The sequence below is a fragment of the Xanthobacter sp. DMC47 genome, from assembly GCF_056313845.1.
Genome location: NZ_JBQUZM010000001.1, coordinates 429,976 through 448,508 on the forward strand (window position 1 = coordinate 429,976; position 18,533 = coordinate 448,508).

Sequence of the window (18,533 nt, forward strand, 5' to 3'; positions counted from 1 at the left end):
GACCCCACGATCACGTCCGGACGATGAACGCCGGCGTCGCACTCAGTGGCTGGAATCCAGATCCGCCGGCGAGGGCTTGGTGCGGCGCGGCACCACCACCTGCCCGGCCACCGGCTTGGCATTGCCCACCTGCGCGGCAGCGAACGGACCTTCGGACCCGCGCGGCGGCTGGGGGCCGCCCTTGCCGGGCGCAGGCAGGGCGAGAGTCACCGTATCGGCGCCGCCGTGCATCACCACGTCGCGCGGGCCGACGCTGCGCAGGGTCCAGCCGCCATGCGCATCGCCGACCTTGAGGCGCACGATCTGTCCGCTCGCCAGATCGGTGAAGATGCCGATGCTGCCCGCGGTGCTCACCACCGTGCCCATCAGCGCCAGAACCGGCCGGGCGGCGACGGCCGCTGGGGGCGCGGCGGGTGGCGGCGGGGGTGCGAGCGCGACCGGCTGCTCGGGCGGGCGGCGAGAGGGAGTGAAGAGGGGGCGATCCCGCGTCGCCGAAAGGCTTTCGATGGGGATGGCCCACAGGGGATTTCCCCGCTCGCGGTCGGCCGGAGCGGTCGCCGCGCGGGTGGAAGGCTGGCCGGGGACAAGGAAGTCCACCTGCGGCGCGGGGGCCTCCGCCTCGGCCGAGGCCGCCGCGATGCCGGCGATCAGGCCCGCCACGACGAGGGGGAGACGGCTGAAACGGCGCGCGGGCAAAGGGCGCGCGGGAATCTGAGCGCGGGCGATCATCGTGCCCCCCGCCAGCGGCCATGGACGGTCAGCACCACCTGGATGCGGCCTTCCTGCCCCCGTGCTTCCGCGCCATCCCCCTGCATCCGTCCCTCGGCACCTTCTGCGTCCGGTTGCCCCAGAGCGGCGCCCTGCCCCTGCGCCTGGACCACAAGCGGGTCGACGAACAGGAAGGGCTGGCCGCCTTCGATATCATATAGCAGGTTCTGCAGATCTTCCTGCCCGATATCGATGGTGGCCGCCACCGCCACGAAGCCCGGCCCGAGCGGCGACGCCCCCAGCTCGACGCTGGAGGAGACGAGATGCCCGCCCGCAGCATCGGCCGCGGCGGCGACGCGCTCGGCCAGCGCCGCGCCGGCCACCGTCACCGTCGCGCCTTCGAGGAAGGGTGAGCCGCGCTCCTCAGCGCCCGCTGCGCCGGGCCGCGGCGGCCGGCGCCCCTCCAGCCGGTCGAGCAGGTCCTGCGCCTCGGCCACCGCCGCGCGCTTGGCGAGTACGTCCGCCACCTCGCCGAACGCGACGGCCAGCAGCACCGCGACCAGCGCGCCATAGCCCAGCGCCGCGAGCGCCAGCGTGCGCCGGGAACGGGCGGGAGCGGGTGCGGTCACTGGGTCACCTCGAACGGCAAAGTGATGTCGGCCTGGATCTGGAAGCGCTCGCCGGCATCCCCCGGCTGGCGGGTGGTGGGGGCGACGAAGGTGGCGGCGGAGAAGTGCCTGGACTCCTCCAGCAGCCGCACGAGGGAGGGCGCCTCCCGCGAGACGCCGCTCAGTTCCACCTTGCCGTTCTGGATGGTCAGAGCGGTCAGATAGGTGTGGTCGGGCAGCACTTGGGAGAGCGCCTCCAGCACAAGAACCGGAGAGGCCCGCTCCCGCTTCGCCTGCTCCAGACCGCGCAGGGCGGCGCCCTCGGCGCCCTGCCCGTCCCGGGCGGCGGCGATGGCACGGCGGCGGGCCGCGATGGCCTGGTCCAGCGTCTGCTGCTCCTCGTCGAGGCTGCCGCCGAGAAAGCCGGAAACGCCGGAGGCCAGCGTCGCCGCAAGCGCCGCAGCCGCGAGAATACCGAGCAGGACCTGCTTCAGGCGCGCCGTGCCGGCATCTTCCCCGGCGGCCCCGGTGTGAACGGTGATGGGCTCTCCCGTGCCCTGCCGCGTCGTCAGCAGCAGATGGCCCACGCCCAGCCCCTTGAGCGCGTCGAGGGCGGGGGCGAGACGCGCGCGCGGAGTGGCGGCGACCATCACGCGGATGCGGCCGTCGCCGAGGGGCTCGGGCGCCGTCCAGCCGAAGGCAGCCTCCGCCGCGCTCCAGGGCGTGAGGCGGTCGATCTGCGCCCGGACGATGCCGTCGAGATAGGGCCTCGCCCCCGCCGGCAGGTCGAGCGGGCGGAACAGGAAGCGGGCGGGGTCGAGCGCCAGCTCCACCTCCCGGCCCTCCAGCATGGCCACGACCTCGGGCGGCACGAAGGGCGATTCCGCACCTGGGGCGGAGAAAGGAGGGGCGCCGGGCAGGTGGAAGGCTCCATCCTCCCCTTCCTCTATGCGCACGGCGCGCATCCGGCCGAGCCGGGCCCGGCCGGCGGCCAAAGCGGTGGTCAGGGCCGTCGCCGTCAGATCGATGAAGGCCGAGAAGCCATCGATGAAGCGCGTCACCAGCGAGGCTTCGGGCGCGCCCGGAACCAGGCTCATGGCCGTCCTCCCGTTGTCTTTCGCCGCGGCGCCGGAGCCGCATCGAGGTCGGCAAGCTCCCGCCAAGACAGATCGCGCCAGAGGAGCACGCGATAGGGATCGACGCCGAAGTCACGCATCAGGATCACCGCTTCCGCCCCCTGCCTGCGGCCGTTGTCGAAGGTGATGCGGACCGTCACGCGCGCCGTGTCGCCGGCCACCGTGCTGAGGCCGGAGGCGCCCGCGATGGCGGTCCCTTCCCCGCCAGTCTTTTCGTCGCCGGAGGTCGCAAACGTGGCCGTGTCGATATCGTCCATCCCCTGCCCCGCCTTCGCCAGCGCCGCGCGCACCACCGGCCCCGCCGCCTCCGGATTGATCTCCCGCCGACCCGCATAGACCGTGAGATAGGGCAGCGCCGCGGCGACCACATCGGCCGGCAGGCCTGGCACCCGGACCAGTTCCGCCGCATGGGCGAAGGCACCTTGCCCTTTCGTCGTCTCGTCGTCGCCCAGGGCGGACGTCTTGCCGCCCGTAGCCGCGCCGCCCGGGCCGGCGCTGCCTGAACCCCGGGCCGGGCTCCGCCAGGCGGCGATGCTGGCGGCGTAAGTCTTGGCCGGCTGTTCCGGCACGCCCAGCACCTGGAACAGGCCGGCGAGCACGGCGGGCGCCGCGGCGTTGAGATCGATGCGGGCAGCCTCGTCGGCGAAGCGGGCGGAGACGTTCGCCTCGCCCATGCGGAACCGCACCTCGCCGCTGCTGGGCCGCTCGGACGCCGGCACGGAGAGAAGGCGCAGCGCCGCCAGTTCCACCGCGGCGACCACGAGACCGTCCGCGCGCAGCGTGTCCGTCCGCACCGCGGAGGCGGACGCCGTATCGGACACATAGACCGCATAGACCGCCGTGAAAGCGGCGAGCGCGGCGAGGATCCACAGCACGGTCACGAGGATGAAGCCGCGATCCCCCGCGCTCGGGAGGCGCGTGCGGCGGGCGCCCGTCATTGCGCGGCCCCCCCGCCATTCGCCCCGGCACCCGAGACGGCTTTGGCGCGTGGTCCGCCGAAACCGACGGACGATCCGCAGATTGGCTTGGTGACATCGGCGGCGCAGAAGGCGGGCACATCGGAGCGAATGGTGACGGCGGTGGACGCGGCGGTGGCCCGCCCGCCCTCGCGCACCACCATGCGCACCGCACGCGGCAGTTCCTCCTCGCCACGCCATGCGTCGTGCCACACGCCGTCGCGTCCGGCATAGGAGAAGGAGACGCTGACCGGCGGGCGCAGCAGGCGCACCGGGGCGCCGAAGGGCGGCAGCGCCCCGTCCGCCTGCGGCGCATAAGGCGCGGTGCGGCGGACCATGGCGGGGCCGCGCCCGTCCGGTACCGGCACCAGCTCGACGATCTCCAGTCCCCGCGACGCGCCGGGGGCCAGCACCTCGCGCACGAAGATCACACGATCCGCCGTCCCGTCGAACAGCGGCTTGGCGCCGCCCCGCACGGCGGGCAGGAAGGCGGCGGCCGCGAGGTCCGCCGCCATGCGATCGAGGGCGAGGGCGACGAGTTCGCTCTGCTGCACCCGCCCGAGCCCGCGCTGCCAGGCGGGCAGCCATTTCGCCGTGACCATGGCGATGGCCGCGAGCACCAGCCCGGTGAGCGTCATCGCCACCAGGATCTCGATGAGGCTGAAGCCGGCGCTGCGGCGGCGCGACGACGCGAGGGCGCTCATTGCGGCCGGCTCCGCACGAGGCGCACCGTCTCCAGCGCCACCATCTCGCCGCCGGGGCCGCGCACGCGGATGCGGATGTCGAACGGTGTCCAGGGGGCGTTGTCCGGCAGGCCGGCGAGCTGGAGCGGCTGTATGTCCATCTGCCAGCGGTGGCCGGCGATCTCGCCTTCGGTGCGGCCGGGCTGGAGAAGATCGCGGCTGGGAATGCCGGTCTCCACAGCGCGGGCGGTTTCCAGCAGCACTACCCGCCGCTCCAGCGCCCGGGTGCCGCGCAGGCTGGTGCCCGCCACCATGGCGATGGCCCCGAGGGAGGCCGCGACCACCGCCAGCGCCACCAGCACCTCGATGAGGGTGAAACCGGCCGTGCCGCGCCGGGCGCGCGGATCAGGAACGGCCACGGGGGACAATCTCGACGCCGCCGGTGAGCCAGTTCACCCGCACCTCGTAGCCCGCCCCGCCCTTGAGCATGGCCACCACGCCGCCGCAGGAAAGGCCGGAGGGGAAGAACGCCACCGAGCCGCGCGCCGGCCGGCCGTCGCAGGTCGCGGGCAGCACCGTGTCCATTTGCACGTCGCCGGGCACGCGCACTACGCGGGCAGCCGAGCCGGAGGTGATGCGTCGGCCGGCGGCATCGACCGCCGTCGCGACCGGGACACCCCGACGGATGGCGGCGGCGCGGTCGGCCTTCAGCAGCGCGGCGGCCTCGACCGCGAGGGATTCAAGCTTCGCCCGCGAGGTGCCCGGCGCGAGGCGCGGCAGCGCGAGGGTCGCGAGCGCGGCGACGATGGCGAGGGCGCAGACGATCTCCAGCAGGGTGAACCCCGCCTCGCGATCATTCCTGTGCGCCCTGAGTGCCATCGCCCCGGTCCCGCCTCAGCGCGCCCAGCTCGTGATGTCGGCGGCATTGCCGGTGCCGCCCTCCTGCCCGTCGGAGCCGAGGGAGACGATGTCGAACGGCCCGTGCTGGCCGGGCGCGCGATAGATGTAGGCCTTGCCCCAGGGATCGACCGGGACGGTGCCGCCCTTGAGGTACGGCCCGTTCCAGGTGGAGACGTTGCCCGGCCGCTGCACCAGCGCGTTCAGCCCCTCCGAGGACGAGGGATAGCGGCCGGCGTCCAGATAGAAGAGGTCGAGGGCGCTGGAGAAGCCCTGGATCTGGATCTTCGCCGTCTTCACCTTGCTGTCGCCGAGATAGCCGAGCACCCGCGGCCCCACCAGGGCGACGATGAGGCCGATGATGGTGATGACCACCAGCAGTTCCACCAGCGTGTAGCCGCCCTCGGTCTTCCGGCGGCGGGAGCGGGACGGGGCATTGGCCATCATGGGGGCTGGACCTTGATTCACGTTTCGTCACCCGATGCTTTGGCTGACCGACAGCAACGCGGTCATGACCGAGACGATGAGCCCGCCCACCACCACCGAAATGGTGACGATGGCCGCAGGCCCGATGACCGCGACCACCCTCGCGAGGGCGCGCTGGAGCTTTTCCTCGTAGAAATCGGCGATGCGGCCGGAGAGAAGGGCCAATTGGCCGGTCTCCTCGCCGAGGCGCAGCATGCGGATGGCCATGGGCGGCAGCACGTCGCCCTCGGCGAAGGCGTCCGACAGCCGCCCGCCATGGCGCACCCGGTCCGCCGCCTTGGCCCAGACGGAAGCTTCCTCCCCCGCCGCCATCACGTCCACGATGATGCGCAGCGCGGCGGTGAGCGTCACGCCGTTGCCGAGCAGAATGGAGAGGTTGCGGCAGAACACGGCCGAGCGGCGGAACAACAGCACCGTGCGCACCAGCGGCAGCTTCGCCAGCGTGCCCGTCACCGCCCCGCGCACCTCCTTGCGTCGCAGCGCGAGGAAGGAGAGGGCCGGCAGAACCACCGCCGCGATGCCCACGGCGGCGGCGTGGGCCTGCAATCCGTCCGACAGGTCCAGCAGCACCTGCACCATGGGATCGAGCTTCGCCCCCATGTCGCGCAGAACCGACGAGAATTGCGGCATCACGAACATGAGGAAGAAGACGAGCACACCGCCCGCCGCCACCAGCACGAAGGCGGGATATTGCAGCGCGGACACCACCTTGCGGCGCAGCTCCTCGGCTCGCTGCCGTTCGGCGGCGACCAGCTCCAGCATCCGGTCCACGGTGCCCGAGGCTTCGCCCACCTTCACCAGCGCCACATAGACCGGCGGGAACAACCTGGGATGGGACGCCAGCGCCTCCGCGAGGCTCTCGCCGGCCAGCACATCCGCGCGGATCTTGCGGGCGACGGTGCGCATGCGGCCGAGATCGGTGTCGCCGGTGAGCAGTTCCAGCGCCTCGTCGAGCCGCGCGCCGGCACGCAGCAGCAAGGCGAGGTCGCGGGTGAAGAGGGTCACGTCCTCCGCCTTGGGCGCGCCGAAGGTGAAGCCGAAGGCGCTTTCCTTCTTCTCCTTCAGCGGCGTCGTCTCCACCGGCACGAGGCCAAGGAATTCGATGCGGCGGCGCACCTCGGCCTCCGTCGGCGCGGCGATCTCGCCGCTCACCATCTGTCCGGCCTGGGTCAGCGCCCGGTAGGAGAAGGTGGCCATGGGCTCAGCGCACCGTGGTCACGCGCAGCACCTCGGCGGCCGAGGTGAGACCGGCGCGGCACTTGGCGACGCCATCGTCGAGCATGGTGGTCATGCCGCCGGCGATGGCGGCACGGTCGAGGGCGGCGGCGCCGGCGTGGCGGTCGATCATCTCGCGGATCTCGTCCGAGAGGGTGAGCACCTCGAACACGCCGATACGCCCGCGATAACCCGCCCCGCCGCAGCGCTCGCAGCCCACCGGCTCGTACACGGTCTCGCCCGCCTTGAGGCCGAGGGCGGCATAGCGCGGATCGTCCCGCACATCCGTCACCGAAAGGGTATGCGGCCGCTTGCAGCGCTCGCACAGCTGGCGGACGAGGCGCTGGGCGATCACCGCGCGCAAGGTGGACTTCAGCAGGAAGCCCTCCACGCCGAGGTCGAGCAGGCGCGGCACCGAGGCGGCGGCGGTGTCGGTGTGGAGCGTGGTGAGCACCAGATGGCCGGTGAGCGCGGCGTGGACGGCGATGTGCGCCGTCTCCGGGTCGCGCACCTCGCCCACCATGATGACGTCCGGGTCCTGGCGCAGGAAGGAGCGCAGCGCCGCCGCGAAGGTGAGGCCGATCTGCGGCCGCACCTGCGACTGGAACACGCCGCGGATCTCGTACTCCACCGGGTCCTCGATGGTGAGGATCTTGCGGGTGGGCTCGTTCAGCACCGAGAGGATGGTGGCGAGCGTGGTCGTCTTGCCCGAGCCGGTGGGGCCGGTGACAACCACCATGCCGTGCGGCAGCGCGAGCAGCTTCATCAGCGTCTCGCGGTCGTGCGGGGCGAGACCCAGCTTGTCCACGGTCAGCACGCCCCGGTCGCGCGCCAGCAGGCGGATGACGGCGCTCTCCCCATGCTGGGTGGGCATGATGGCGACGCGCACGTCGATCTCGTCCCGCCCGAGCTTCAGGCGCGCGGCGCCGTCCTGCGGCAGGCGGCGCTCGGCGATGTCGAGGCCGGCGAGGATCTTGATGCGGGAGATGACCGCCTGCGGCAGCACGTCGGCCAGCGCATGGATGGGGCGCAACATGCCGTCGATGCGCAGGCGCACCTCGAGGCCGGTGCGGAAGGGGCCGATATGGATGTCGCTGGCGCGCAGCTCCATGGCCTTGTCGAACAGGTCGTTCACCGCCCGCACCACCGGCGCGCCCGAGGCGAGGTCGCGCAGGCTGTCGATGTCGTCCTCGGCCCGCGCCGTGGCGGGGCCGGCCGCCTCCCGGGCGGCCGCCTCGTCGGCGCCGAGCCGTTCGGCCAAGGCGGTGGCGATGTCCTCGAAGGAGGCGACGGCCAGCGTCACCTTGCTCCCCAGCACGATCTCCGCCGCCCGCACCACCGTCTCGTCCGTGGGATCGCCCACGGCGAGGCAGGCCGTTCCGTCCGCCGCGCGGAAGGGCAGCACCGTCATCTCGCGCAGGAAGCGCGGGGTGAAGTGGGACACGAGGGACGGCGCCGCCATCAGCTCCGGCAAGGCGATGCGCGGCAGGCGATAGAAGCCGGCGACGGCGTCGGCGAAATCGCCGGCGGTCAGCTCGCTCGCCTCCCAGACCTGACGCAGCGGGCGCACGAGCGTGCCCGCAGTTCCGCCCCCGGCGGGATGCGCCAACCCGCTCGCGGCGAGGAAGCTCAGGAAATCGCCGCCCTCCCCGCTCATGCCCGCGCCCCCGAAAGCCAGCGTTCAAATCCAGCAGCGCAATCCAGCGGCATCATTCGACAGCTGGACCGTGACCGTCCTAGCATGGAACAGATACCGGCGAAGGTTGCCAGTGGAAAGCATTTCGCTGCAATGGGCCGGCCAGACAGTGGCGGCCCGCTTCACCGGCTCGGGGCCGAAGCTGGCCGCGCACCGGTGGATCCCGCAGCGGCCGGCTTGGTATTCCCGGCCGACATGACGTTCGCGCGTCATGTCCGTGACATCCGCACGACATTCCGCGTTCAGGCCGAATCAGTCGTAGCCAGCTAACGGCAGCTTGGCAGGAGCCATCGTCAACCCTTATACATCCGTCACATGCCGTCGCTATGGAGAAGCGCGCAAAGGTATCTGGGCGACCCCGGGGGGCGGGCGGGTCCTCTGTTTCGCCCTGCGTTTCGGCTCTGCGTTTCGGCTCTTGCGTTCGGAAGTATCAGGTGATGCGTGATTGAGGATTGGCGCGGCCGGTCGAGCCCACGACCGGGCACTCTCGTGTTGACGTGCGCGATCCTCTTCGCCGCGGTCCTGTCCGGCTGCTCGGGCATCATGGACGACACCAAGCCCCAGAGCACATTCGACCAGGTCCGCAACATCGACCTGTCGCCGAAACCCATGCAGCCTGTGGCCCAGCCGCAACAGCCGTCCGACAATCGTCAGCCGATTGAATATTTCGCCACCCCCGGCGCGCAGCCGGTGGCCGACCCGGCGGCGGTCGGCGCGGCCGGCACCGCACAACGCGGAGCTGATGGCGGATACGATCTCAACTTCGAGAACACGCCGGTGACCACCGTCGCCAAGGTGGTGCTCACCGATATCCTCGGCGCCAATGTCATCATCGATCCGAGGGTCCAGGGCACCATCAGCCTGTCCTCGGCGCGCCCCGTCGCCCGCACCGATCTCGCCTACGTGCTGGAGAGCGCCCTGCGCGCCAACGGCATCGCCCTCGTCAAGGATTCCTCCGGCTACCAGCTGATGCCGCTCACCGAGGCCGCCGGCTCCGGCGCCACCGATGTCGGCACATCGCGGCCGGAGCCCGGCTACGGCGTCTCCGTGGTGCCGCTGCGCTACGTCTCGGCCGAGACGCTAATGCCGGTCATCGACAGCTTCGCCACCCGGGCCGGCATGGTGCGGGTCGATCCGGGCCGCAACGTCCTGCTCATCCAAGGCACCGCGCAGGAGCGGCAGGCGGCCATCAACACCGCCCTCTCCTTCGACGCCGACTGGATGCGTGGCCAGTCCGTGGGCATCTACCCGCTGCGCAACAGCGCGCCGGAACCGCTCATCACCGAGCTGGAGACGCTGCTGGATTCCGGCGAGGGCGGGCTCAGCCACAAGCTGGTGAAGTTCCAGGCCATCAACCGGATGAACTCCGTGATGGTGGTGGCCAAGAAGCCGGAGCTGCTGCGCACCGCCGCCACCTGGATCGAGCGCCTCGACCGTTCCGACAGCTCGGTGGGCGTGCGCGTCTACCGCCTGCGCTACGGCGATGCCCGCCAGACCGCGCGCGTGCTGAACGAATTGTTCAACGGCACCTCCTCGCAGGGGCTGGACCAGGCCTCCAACCAGATCGCGCCGGGCTCCGGCACCTCCGCCTCATCCAACGGCGGCGGCTCGAACGGGCCCATGTCCGTGCAGCAGCGCCTCGGCCAGACGCCGCAGCAGAACCAGGGCCAGAACGGCCAGAATGCCCAGCCGGTGAACCGGGGCGAGACCGACAACGAGCTGCAGGGGGGCTCCGGCCCCTCGGGTGCCGGCGGCGCCATCCTCTCCGGCATCCGGATCACCGCCGATCAGGTGAACAACTCGCTGCTCATCTATGCGAGCCAGGAGAACTACAAGATCATCGAGCGCACCCTGCTCCAGCTCGACCAGCCGCAATTGCAGGTGGCCATCGAGGCCACGGTGGCGGAGGTCACGCTCAACGACCAGCTCGCCTATGGCGTGCAGTTCTTCCTCACCAGCAAGGACCTGGGCCTCGGCCGCAACAACGGCTCGGCGGTGAACACGCTCTCCAGCGAGATCACCAACCAGGCCATCAACCGGGTGCTGCCGGGCTTCAACCTTTTGATCGGCCGCGAGAACCAGCCCAAGGCCATCCTTGATGCCCTGCACACCGTCACCGACGTGAAGGTGCTGTCCAATCCCTCCGTGGTGGTGGTGGACAACCAGAAGGCGACCCTTCAGGTGGGCGACGAGGTGCCGGTCTCCACCGGCAGCGCCACCGTGCTCACCTCCTCCAACACGGTGGTGAACACCATCGAGTACAAGAACACCGGCATCATCCTGCATGTGACGCCGCGGGTGAACGTGAACGGGCAGGTCCGGCTCGACGTGGAGCAGGAGATCAGCAACGTCACCAAGCAGCCGACCACCAACGGCTCCTCCTCCGACAGCTCGACCCTCACCCCCACCGTCTCCCAGCGCCGCGTGAAGAGCACCATCGCGGTGACCAGCGGGCAGACCGTGCTTCTCGCCGGCCTCATCAGCGAGCGCAGCGACGGCGTGCGCCAGGGCGTGCCGGTGCTGGACCAGATCCCGGGCGTGGGCGATGCCTTCGCCCACAAGGACACCACGGTGAAGCGCACCGAGCTGATCATCTTCATCCGCCCCCAGATCATCCGCGACAACATGGATGCCCACACGGTGGCGGAGGAATTGCGCGCCAAGCTGAAGGGCTCGGTGGGCGTGCTGCCGGGCGGCCCCCAGCCGCTCATCAACCGGTGAGGCCCGCCATGGCCGACGCCGCAGATGCGATGGGGGAGCGCCTGACGGGCCTCGGCTCCCATCCGCGTGCCGCCAGCCGGGCCGAGGCGACCGCCCTCGCGGCCGTCTGCCTCGCCGCCATGGGCGCGAGCCTCGCGGTGGCCGGCCTTCCCGCCGGCCTGCCCCTCGCCGCTCTGGTGCCGGTGCTCGCGGCCATCGCCGTCATCGATGCGCGGCACTTCCTCATTCCCGATGCCCTGAACGCCGCCGGCATCGCCCTCGGACTCGCCCATGCGGCGCTCGCCGCTGACGACGTTACGGAAGGGCTGATCGCCGCTGGCGCGCGCGGCCTCCTCCTCGGCCTGCTGTTCTTCGGCCTGCGCGCGGGATATCGCGCGCTGCGCGGACGCGACGGGCTCGGCCTCGGCGACGTGAAGCTGGCGGTGCTGGCGGGCGTCTGGCTGGACGTGACGGCCATCCCCCTCGCCATCGAGATCGCGGCCCTCTCCGCGCTCCTCGCCTATGCCCTGCGCCGCCGTGCGAGCGGCCGCGCGCTGCGGTTCGATGGGCGGCTGCCGTTCGGCCTGTTCCTCGCGCCGGCGGTGTGGATCGCCTTCATGATCGACGCCCTCCTCCTCAAGGCGAGCTGACCCATGCGCCCGGAAGAGACCTTGCGCCCGGAAGGGACTGTGTTTCGGAAAGCCTTTCGCCACGCGGCCGTCGCGCTGGCGCTGGTGTTCGCGCTCTGTGGGCCGGCGATGGCCGGCAGTAAGGACGGCACCCAGTCCCGCGCCTATGCGGCCTATGCGAAGGGCGACTATGTGACCGCCGCCGCGCTGCTCATCCCCCTCGCATGGCAGGGCGATGCGAAGGCGCAGGGGATGGTCGGCTATCTCTATGAGACCGGGAAGGGCGTGCCGCAGGACTTCGTGGTTGCCGCCCAGTGGTATGGCTGCGCCGCCGAGCAGGGCGACCCCACCGCGCAATATATGTTCGGCCTCGCCTACGACAAGGGGCGCGGGGTGCCCGTGGACGTGGTGCTCTCGCAGAAATGGCTGATCCTCGCCGCCGCCCGGGCCGGAAAGCAGGAACGCGACACCTTCACCCGCATCCGCGATGCGGTCGCCTCCAAGATGAGCCGGGCGCAGATCGCCGTCGCGCAGGAGCAGGCCATCCTGTGGATGCCGGCCCCGCCCTTCGTGCCCGATCCCCTGTGGCTGAACCGTCCGCGCTCGTTCACGCCGTTCTAACCGGCGCGGGTGTTTGATGCCGGCCGTGATCCCAGATTGCGGAGGCGTCATGGCCCTGTTCGACCAGATGATCGGCGGTCTCGTTGCGAGCGTCGTCGGCCAGATCCGGAAAAGCGGCGCGGTGGGCGGCCTGCTCGATGGCCTTCTGAACAGCCCCGCCGTCACCGCCTTGCCCAGCTGGATTGACCGGACCATGGCGGGCACCAGCTTCGGCGGTCTGGAGGGTTTCGCCGAGGCCCTGCGCGCCGGCGGCCTTTCGGATGCGCTGGACAGCTGGATCGCTGACGGCCCGAACACGCCGGTGGACGCAGACGCCATCATCGCGGCGCTGGGCAAGGAGCGCATCGCGGAGCTGGCCGCCGCCTTCAACCTGCCGGCCGCGCCATTGCCCGGACTGATGGCGCGCTTCCTGCCGGTGATCGTGGATCGCCTGAGCCCGGATGGCACGTTCGAGCTGCCGGAGCGCTCCGCGGCCTGACAAAGGGGTGTACGGCGGGAGGCTCGCGCCCGCCGCCGGGGAACGCTATATAGGGCTCAAGGTCCGGTCGCGGCGCGGGGGCGCCATCGGGCCATCGTTCAGAAAGACCAGAGCCCGCACCGTGACCGAGCGTAAGCGTCCTTCCCTCCTCGAGCGCCTGCGCGGGCTGATGCTCGATTTCGACGCGCTGCTGGACAGTTCGCTGTTCAGCCTCGGCGCGCGCACACGCAACATCCTCTCCGCCTATGCCGCCTTCACCGAGCGGTTCAATGTCACGGGCGTGGGGCGCTGGGCCATCGGCGCGGCCTCGGAAGGCTTCACGCTGGGCGTGGCCGGCGCCATGGTCATGCTGGCGCTCGCCATGCCGGCTTTCCGCGAGACGTCCGACGACTGGCTGAAGCGCACAGAACTCGCCGTCACCTTCCTCGACCGCTACGGCAATTCCATCGGCGAACGCGGCGTCAAGCAGAACGACACCATCCCGCTGGAAGACATCCCGGACAACCTCATCAAGGCGACGCTCGCCACCGAGGACCGGCGATTCTACGAGCATTGGGGCATCGATGTCGCCGGCACGGCCCGCGCCCTCGTCACCAATGCCAAGGCGGGTGGCGTGCGGCAGGGCGGCTCCTCGCTCACCCAGCAGCTCGCCAAGAACCTGTTCCTGTCCAACGAGCGCACCATCGAGCGCAAGATCAAGGAAGCCTTCCTCGCCATCTGGCTGGAGGCGCGTCTCTCCAAGAGCCAGATCCTCAAGCTCTATCTCGACCGCGCCTACCTCGGCGGCGGCGCCTACGGCGTGGATGCGGCGGCGCGCTATTATTTCGGCAAGTCGGTGAAGGAGGTGAACCTCGCCGAGGCCGCCATGCTGGCCGGCCTGTTCAAGGCGCCGTCCAAATACGCCCCGCACATCAATTTGCCGGCCGCCCGCGCCCGCGCCTCCACCGTGCTCGACAACCTGGTCGAGGCGGGCTTCATGACCGAGGGCCAGGTGTTCGGCGCGCGCCGCAACCCCGCGACGCCCGTGGACCGCCGCGACGACGAGGTGCCGGACTTCTACCTCGACTACGCCTTCGGCGAGGTGAAGAAGCTGGTGGACCAGCTGCCGCCCTCCGTCATCGAGCGCAATTTCATCGTCCGCACCGGCCTCGATCCCAACATCCAGAAGGTGGCGGACGCCGCCCTGGAATCCTCGCTCAACGAGTTCGGCCGCGACTACAAGGTGAAGCAGGGCTCCATCGTGGTGATGGAGCCCAACGGCACGCTGCGCGCTTTGGTGGGCGGGCGCGACTATGGCGAGAGCCAGTTCAACCGCGCCACCGACGCCCTGCGCCAGCCCGGCTCCTCGTTCAAGCCCTACGTCTACACGGTGGCGCTGATGAACGGCTACCGGCCGAACACCATCGTGCAGGACGCGCCCATCTGCCTCGGCAACTGGTGCCCGCAGAACTATGGGCGCTCCTACATGGGCTCCATCACCCTCAAGACCGCGCTCCAGCACTCGCTGAACACGGTGGCGGTGCGCCTCGCCGAGAAGTTCGGCCGCAAGAAGATCGTGGACCTCGCCCACCAGATGGGCATCCGCACGCCGCTGCCCATCTCCGCGCCGCTGCCGCTGGGCGCCGCCGAGGTGACGCTGTTCGACGCCACCACCGCCTATTCGGTGTTCGCGAACGGCGGCAAGAGCGTCTACCCCCACGCGGTGGTGGAGATGCGCATCGGCAACGGCGACGTGATCTGGCGCTTCGACCGGGACGCCCCGAAGCCGGTGCAGATCATCCCGCAGCAGGCGCTCTACGACATCAACGACATGATGAACAACGTGGTGGAGAACGGCACCGGCCGCCGCGCCCGCCTGCCCAACGCCAAGGTGGCGGGCAAGACCGGCACCACCAATTCCTATCGCGATGCCTGGTTCATGGGCTTCACCGGCAATTATGTCTGCGGCGTGTGGTTCGGCAACGACGACTACGCGGTGATGAACAAGATGACCGGCGGCACCTTGCCGGCCCTGACGTGGCAGAAGGTGATGGCCTATGCCCACCAGGGCATCGAGATCAAGCCGATCCCCGGCGTCACCACGCCGATCCCGAAGCTCGACGAGCCGCCCGCCAGCATGAACGTGCCCGGCCTCGCCGACAGCGAGCGGCCGGTGACCCTCTCCCCCCGTTCGGCCGAGCGGCTGGCGGCGCTGGAGCGCATGTTCAAGGAGGCCGAGGTGAAGCTCACCGACGCCGGCCCTGCCGCGGCGCCCGTCCCGGCCGCGGCACAGACCGCCCCTGCCCCGGCCGCCACGCCCACACCGACGGTGCCCGCGACGCCGATGCCCACCGCGGTGCGCAGGAACTGACGGCGCCAAACGCGGAGCCTCAATTCTCCGCGTCCGGCTCCTTCGGCGTGCGCCAGATGCCGTAGGCCCACGGCCTGTACCAGCGCCCGCCCGTGGGCAGGCACTTCGGCACCGGGTCATAGCCATGCCCGCCCCAGGGATTGCAGCGGCAGATGCGGGCGGTGGCCATCACCGCGCCGGGCAGCGCGCCGTGGCGCATCACCGCCTCCTCCGCATATTCCGAGCAGGTGGGCAGATAGCGGCACTGCCGCCCCATGAAGGCGGAGAAGGTGTAGCGATAGACGAGGATGAGCCCGCGCAAGGCGAAGCGCGGAGCTCGGGCGATCTGCGCACCAATGTGGCGCGCCGGCCCTGCCGTCTCCTTCAGCCCGCTGTCATCCACCGCCATATCGCCTCTGTCCGGCATCGCCCCATAATCGCCACGCTTCGGGTTCGACATGCGCCTATCCAGCCTTCATGTCGAAGTCGGGGCCGAGCTGGTCCCGGCGACCCGCGCGGCCCCTGCTTTCGGCGGCTATGCTCATGCGCGAGGTGATCGATGATGCCTGATGTCTTCCCGCCCACCCCTTCCGTCCCGCCCTTGTCCGTGGTGATGCGCGCCCTCGCCTTCGCGACGCTGCGCCACACCGACCAGCGGCGGAAGGGAAAGCGGGCGCAGCCTTATGTGAACCACCTCGTGGAGGTCGCGCTGCTGGTGAGCGAGGCGACCGGGGGCGCCGACCCCAACCTCGTCGCCGCCGCGCTGCTGCACGACGTGGTGGAAGACCAGGGCGTGACGCCGGAAGAGATCGCCACCACCTTCGGGGCGGACATCGCCGGCCTCGTCATGGAAGTCACGGACGACAAGGGCCTCTCCTCCGCCGAGCGCAAGCGGCTGCAGGTGGAGCACGCGCCCCACCTTTCCGCGCGCGGCAAGCTGCTGAAGCTCGCCGACAAGACCTGCAACCTGCGCTCCCTCGCCGATGATCCGCCGGAGGACTGGCCGCAGTCGCGCGCTCGCGCCTATGTGGAATGGTCGCGGGCGGTGGCGGCCGGGCTGCGCGGCATCAATCCCGCGCTGGAAACGGCGTTCGATCAGGCGGCGGAGGAAGCCATCGCCGCCATCGAGACGCGGCGGTCGGAGGAATGGGCCGTGGGCTGAGGCCGAAGGGCTATTCCGCCGCCGCGCGCGCCGCCTCGATCTGGCCGATGGCGTCCACCACCGCATCGAAGGTGAGCATGGTGGAGGCGTGGCGCGCCTTGTAGTCGCGCACCGGCTCCAGCACCTTGAAGTCCTCCCAGCGGCCAGTGGGCGGCGGGCCGTTCTCCCGCAACATCTTCCACATGGTGTCGCGCACCTCGCGCAGCTCCTGCGCGCTGGCGCCGACGATGTGGCTCGCCATAAGGGAGGAGGACGCCTGCCCGAGGGCGCAGGCGCGCACTTCATGGGCGAAATCGGCCACCTTGTCCCCGTCCATCACCAGATCGATGGTGACGGTGGAGCCGCACAGCCGCGAATGCGCCCGCGCGCTCGCCTGCGGCGCGGGGAGCCGGCCGAGGCGCGGAATGTCCGCGGCGAGGGCAAGAATGCGGGCGTTGTAGACGTCGTTGATCATGGGCGAACCAATCGGGCGGCGCGGACGGAGCCTGTGAGCCTGTCGCGCGGGCGTTCCGTTCTTATATAGAGACGGGAGGAACGGACGCAAAGGCGTCCGACCGCAAGCTAGCCGATGGTGCCATAAAACCTCGATGCGGTAAGTTGAGCCGCCTCACCCTTGCGAAAACGCCCCTTCGGCCCCATCATGGAACTTGGGCCCTGCATTGGGCCTTCATTTTTGAAACGGACGGCAAAGCCGCCGCCGGCAGGTCCGGCGGGGCGCGGTTTGAGCGACACCGCGCAAGCGAGCCGACAACCGGTGACACTCCCGCCTTTCCCGGTCTCCGGTGAGGGCGGGTCGAACGGAGTTGGTCATGGACGCGGTTGTTAAGTTGTTCAAGGCGCAGGCCGAGAACGAGGAGCGGGAGCGTCAGCTGAAGGCCAAGGCGGCGGCGGTTCTCCGCGCGCCTGCGGCAGACGGTGCCCCTGCCCTCCCCAAGGTTCACCCGCCCCTCTCCGATGGCAGCCCCCGCCCCACCCGGGCCGAGGCGGAAGCCGCGGTGAAGACGCTGCTCGCCTATATCGGCGAGGACCCGGCGCGCGAGGGCCTGCTCGACACGCCGAAGCGCGTGGTGAAGGCCTATGACGAGCTGTTCTCCGGCTATGGCGAGGACGCCGACGAGCTGCTCGACCGCACCTTCGGCGAGATCGGCACCTTCGACGACTTCGTGCTGGTGCGCGACATCCCGTTCCATTCCCATTGCGAGCACCACATGGTGCCCTTCGTGGGCAAGGCGCACATCGCCTATTTCCCGGTGGAGCGGGTGGTCGGCCTCTCCAAGATCGCGCGGGTAGTGGACATCTTCGCCCGCCGGCTGCAGACGCAGGAGCACCTGACCTCGCAGATCACCAACGCCCTCGACGAGGGCCTGCGCCCCCGCGGCGTGGCGGTGATGATCGAGGCCGAGCACATGTGCATGTCCATGCGCGGCATCACCAAGCAGGGCGTTTCCACCCTCACCACCCAGTTCACCGGCGTGTTCCGGGATGACCCGGCCGAGCAGGTGCGCTTCATCACTTTGGTGCGCTCCAAGGGCTGACGCAGGACCGCCGCCGAAGGGCGTTCCTGCCGAGGCGGGAGCGCCCGACACGCGAGCGAAAGAGTCCAGCGAATGAACGCCGACACCCCCGCCTTCACCTTCCCCGCCGCCGGCAAGGGCACCGCGCTGGAGGAGGACACGATCCTCACCCCGCGCTTCGACGCCAACGGCCTCGTCACCTGCGTCGCCGTGGATGCGGAGACCGGCGAGGTGCTGATGCTCGCCCATATGAATGCGGAGGCCCTCGCCCTCACCATGGCGACGGGCGAGGCGCATTATTTCTCCCGCTCGCGCGGCAAGCTCTGGAAGAAGGGCGAGACCTCCGGCCACACCCAGAAGGTGCGGCAGATGCTCATCGACTGCGATCAGGATGCCGTCGTCATCAAGGTGGAGATGGGCGGCACGGGCGCCGCCTGCCACACGGGCCGCCGCTCCTGCTTCTATCGCTCGGTGCCCATCGGCGCCGCGCCCTCCGAGGCGACCCGCCTCGCCTTCACCGGCGACACCCCGCGCTTCGATCCCGCCGCCGTCTACGGCAAGGGCCACACGGACGACCACGGGCACGACCACTGAGGCCCGACACCGTGGGGCGCCGGCCCCTGGGGAAAGCCAACAGCCGGTACAGTGCCGCCTCGCCGGCTGCGGGGGCTGGCCAACGGGGACGGGCACTGCACCGGCAGCGGAGAATTTCAGG

Annotated in this window: 20 protein-coding genes; 8 read left to right on the forward strand and 12 right to left on the reverse strand. The window is 70.5% G+C overall.

What is annotated here, in order from left to right; translation table 11 throughout:
* Positions 1-42: 42 nt before the first annotated feature.
* From ACT54R_RS02055 to ACT54R_RS02100, 10 genes are read right to left on the reverse strand one after another with little or no spacing between them, the layout of a single operon-like run.
* A complete protein-coding gene (locus tag ACT54R_RS02055; protein WP_476322956.1) occupies positions 43-729 on the reverse strand; it encodes a hypothetical protein in 687 nt (228 codons plus the stop codon).
* On the reverse strand, positions 726-1,337 hold the full coding sequence (gene gspM, locus ACT54R_RS02060) for a type II secretion system protein GspM (RefSeq protein ID WP_476322958.1): 612 nt from the start codon (positions 1,335-1,337) through the stop codon (positions 726-728). The genes ACT54R_RS02055 and gspM overlap by 4 nt, the downstream gene beginning before the upstream one ends.
* A complete protein-coding gene (locus ACT54R_RS02065; RefSeq protein ID WP_476322961.1) occupies positions 1,334-2,413 on the reverse strand; it encodes a PilN domain-containing protein in 1,080 nt (359 codons plus the stop codon). Before ACT54R_RS02065 ends, gspM begins: the two co-directional genes overlap by 4 nt.
* Positions 2,410-3,390: a type II secretion system minor pseudopilin gene (locus tag ACT54R_RS02070; protein WP_476322964.1), complete on the reverse strand. Its 981-nt coding sequence runs from the start codon at positions 3,388-3,390 to the stop codon at positions 2,410-2,412. Before ACT54R_RS02070 ends, ACT54R_RS02065 begins: the two co-directional genes overlap by 4 nt.
* Positions 3,387-4,112 (reverse strand): PulJ/GspJ family protein, encoded by a 726-nt coding sequence (locus ACT54R_RS02075; protein ID WP_476322967.1) that lies wholly within the window; start codon positions 4,110-4,112, stop codon positions 3,387-3,389. The genes ACT54R_RS02070 and ACT54R_RS02075 overlap by 4 nt, the downstream gene beginning before the upstream one ends.
* Positions 4,109-4,510 carry a prepilin-type N-terminal cleavage/methylation domain-containing protein gene (locus tag ACT54R_RS02080; protein ID WP_476322970.1) on the reverse strand — a complete coding sequence of 134 codons (402 nt, stop codon included), beginning with the start codon at positions 4,508-4,510 and terminating at the stop codon, positions 4,109-4,111. The genes ACT54R_RS02075 and ACT54R_RS02080 overlap by 4 nt, the downstream gene beginning before the upstream one ends.
* Positions 4,497-4,970, reverse strand: a complete 474-nt coding sequence (locus ACT54R_RS02085) for a GspH/FimT family pseudopilin (protein ID WP_476322973.1) — start codon at positions 4,968-4,970, stop codon at positions 4,497-4,499. Before ACT54R_RS02085 ends, ACT54R_RS02080 begins: the two co-directional genes overlap by 14 nt.
* Before the next feature lie 15 nt (positions 4,971-4,985).
* Entirely contained in the window at positions 4,986-5,435 is a 450-nt protein-coding gene (gene gspG, locus ACT54R_RS02090) for a type II secretion system major pseudopilin GspG (protein ID WP_476322976.1), read from the reverse strand.
* Positions 5,436-5,462: 27 nt separating this feature from the next.
* Positions 5,463-6,671 (reverse strand): type II secretion system F family protein, encoded by a 1,209-nt coding sequence (locus tag ACT54R_RS02095; RefSeq protein ID WP_476322979.1) that lies wholly within the window; start codon positions 6,669-6,671, stop codon positions 5,463-5,465.
* Between the two features lie 4 nt (positions 6,672-6,675).
* On the reverse strand, positions 6,676-8,346 hold the full coding sequence (locus ACT54R_RS02100) for a GspE/PulE family protein (protein ID WP_476322982.1): 1,671 nt from the start codon (positions 8,344-8,346) through the stop codon (positions 6,676-6,678).
* Between the two features lie 528 nt (positions 8,347-8,874).
* On the opposite strand from ACT54R_RS02100, the gene gspD reads away from it, so the two are divergent.
* From gspD to ACT54R_RS02125, 5 genes are all read left to right on the forward strand, one after another.
* The gene (gene gspD, locus ACT54R_RS02105; protein WP_476322985.1) at positions 8,875-11,106 is read left to right on the forward strand and encodes a type II secretion system secretin GspD; all 2,232 of its coding nucleotides are present in this window, start codon (positions 8,875-8,877) and stop codon (positions 11,104-11,106) included.
* 8 nt (positions 11,107-11,114) lie between these two features.
* On the forward strand, positions 11,115-11,735 hold the full coding sequence (locus ACT54R_RS02110) for a prepilin peptidase (protein ID WP_476322987.1): 621 nt from the start codon (positions 11,115-11,117) through the stop codon (positions 11,733-11,735).
* Positions 11,736-11,774: 39 nt separating this feature from the next.
* On the forward strand, positions 11,775-12,335 hold the full coding sequence (locus ACT54R_RS02115; protein ID WP_476322989.1) for a tetratricopeptide repeat protein: 561 nt from the start codon (positions 11,775-11,777) through the stop codon (positions 12,333-12,335).
* Between the two features lie 49 nt (positions 12,336-12,384).
* Positions 12,385-12,813 carry a YidB family protein gene (locus ACT54R_RS02120; protein ID WP_476322992.1) on the forward strand — a complete coding sequence of 143 codons (429 nt, stop codon included), beginning with the start codon at positions 12,385-12,387 and terminating at the stop codon, positions 12,811-12,813.
* Between the two features lie 169 nt (positions 12,814-12,982).
* On the forward strand, positions 12,983-15,163 hold the full coding sequence (locus tag ACT54R_RS02125) for a transglycosylase domain-containing protein (protein WP_476326344.1): 2,181 nt from the start codon (positions 12,983-12,985) through the stop codon (positions 15,161-15,163).
* A 19-nt stretch (positions 15,164-15,182) separates the two neighbouring features.
* Here ACT54R_RS02125 and yidD read toward each other — a convergent pair whose 3' ends face one another.
* Positions 15,183-15,602: a membrane protein insertion efficiency factor YidD gene (yidD, locus tag ACT54R_RS02130; protein ID WP_476322995.1), complete on the reverse strand. Its 420-nt coding sequence runs from the start codon at positions 15,600-15,602 to the stop codon at positions 15,183-15,185.
* 102 nt (positions 15,603-15,704) lie between these two features.
* Here yidD and ACT54R_RS02135 point away from each other — a divergent pair, with 102 nt between their 5' ends.
* Positions 15,705-16,304 (forward strand): HD domain-containing protein, encoded by a 600-nt coding sequence (locus tag ACT54R_RS02135; RefSeq protein ID WP_476322998.1) that lies wholly within the window; start codon positions 15,705-15,707, stop codon positions 16,302-16,304.
* 10 nt (positions 16,305-16,314) lie between these two features.
* Here ACT54R_RS02135 and ACT54R_RS02140 read toward each other — a convergent pair whose 3' ends face one another.
* Positions 16,315-16,758 (reverse strand): iron-sulfur cluster assembly scaffold protein, encoded by a 444-nt coding sequence (locus ACT54R_RS02140; RefSeq protein WP_476323001.1) that lies wholly within the window; start codon positions 16,756-16,758, stop codon positions 16,315-16,317.
* A gap of 355 nt (positions 16,759-17,113) precedes the next feature.
* On the opposite strand from ACT54R_RS02140, the gene folE reads away from it, so the two are divergent.
* Positions 17,114-17,839 (forward strand): GTP cyclohydrolase I FolE, encoded by a 726-nt coding sequence (gene folE / locus ACT54R_RS02145; protein WP_168460533.1) that lies wholly within the window; start codon positions 17,114-17,116, stop codon positions 17,837-17,839.
* A 72-nt stretch (positions 17,840-17,911) separates the two neighbouring features.
* The gene (hisI, locus tag ACT54R_RS02150) at positions 17,912-18,412 is read left to right on the forward strand and encodes a phosphoribosyl-AMP cyclohydrolase (RefSeq protein WP_476323004.1); all 501 of its coding nucleotides are present in this window, start codon (positions 17,912-17,914) and stop codon (positions 18,410-18,412) included.
* The last annotated feature ends 121 nt before the right edge of the window (positions 18,413-18,533 follow it).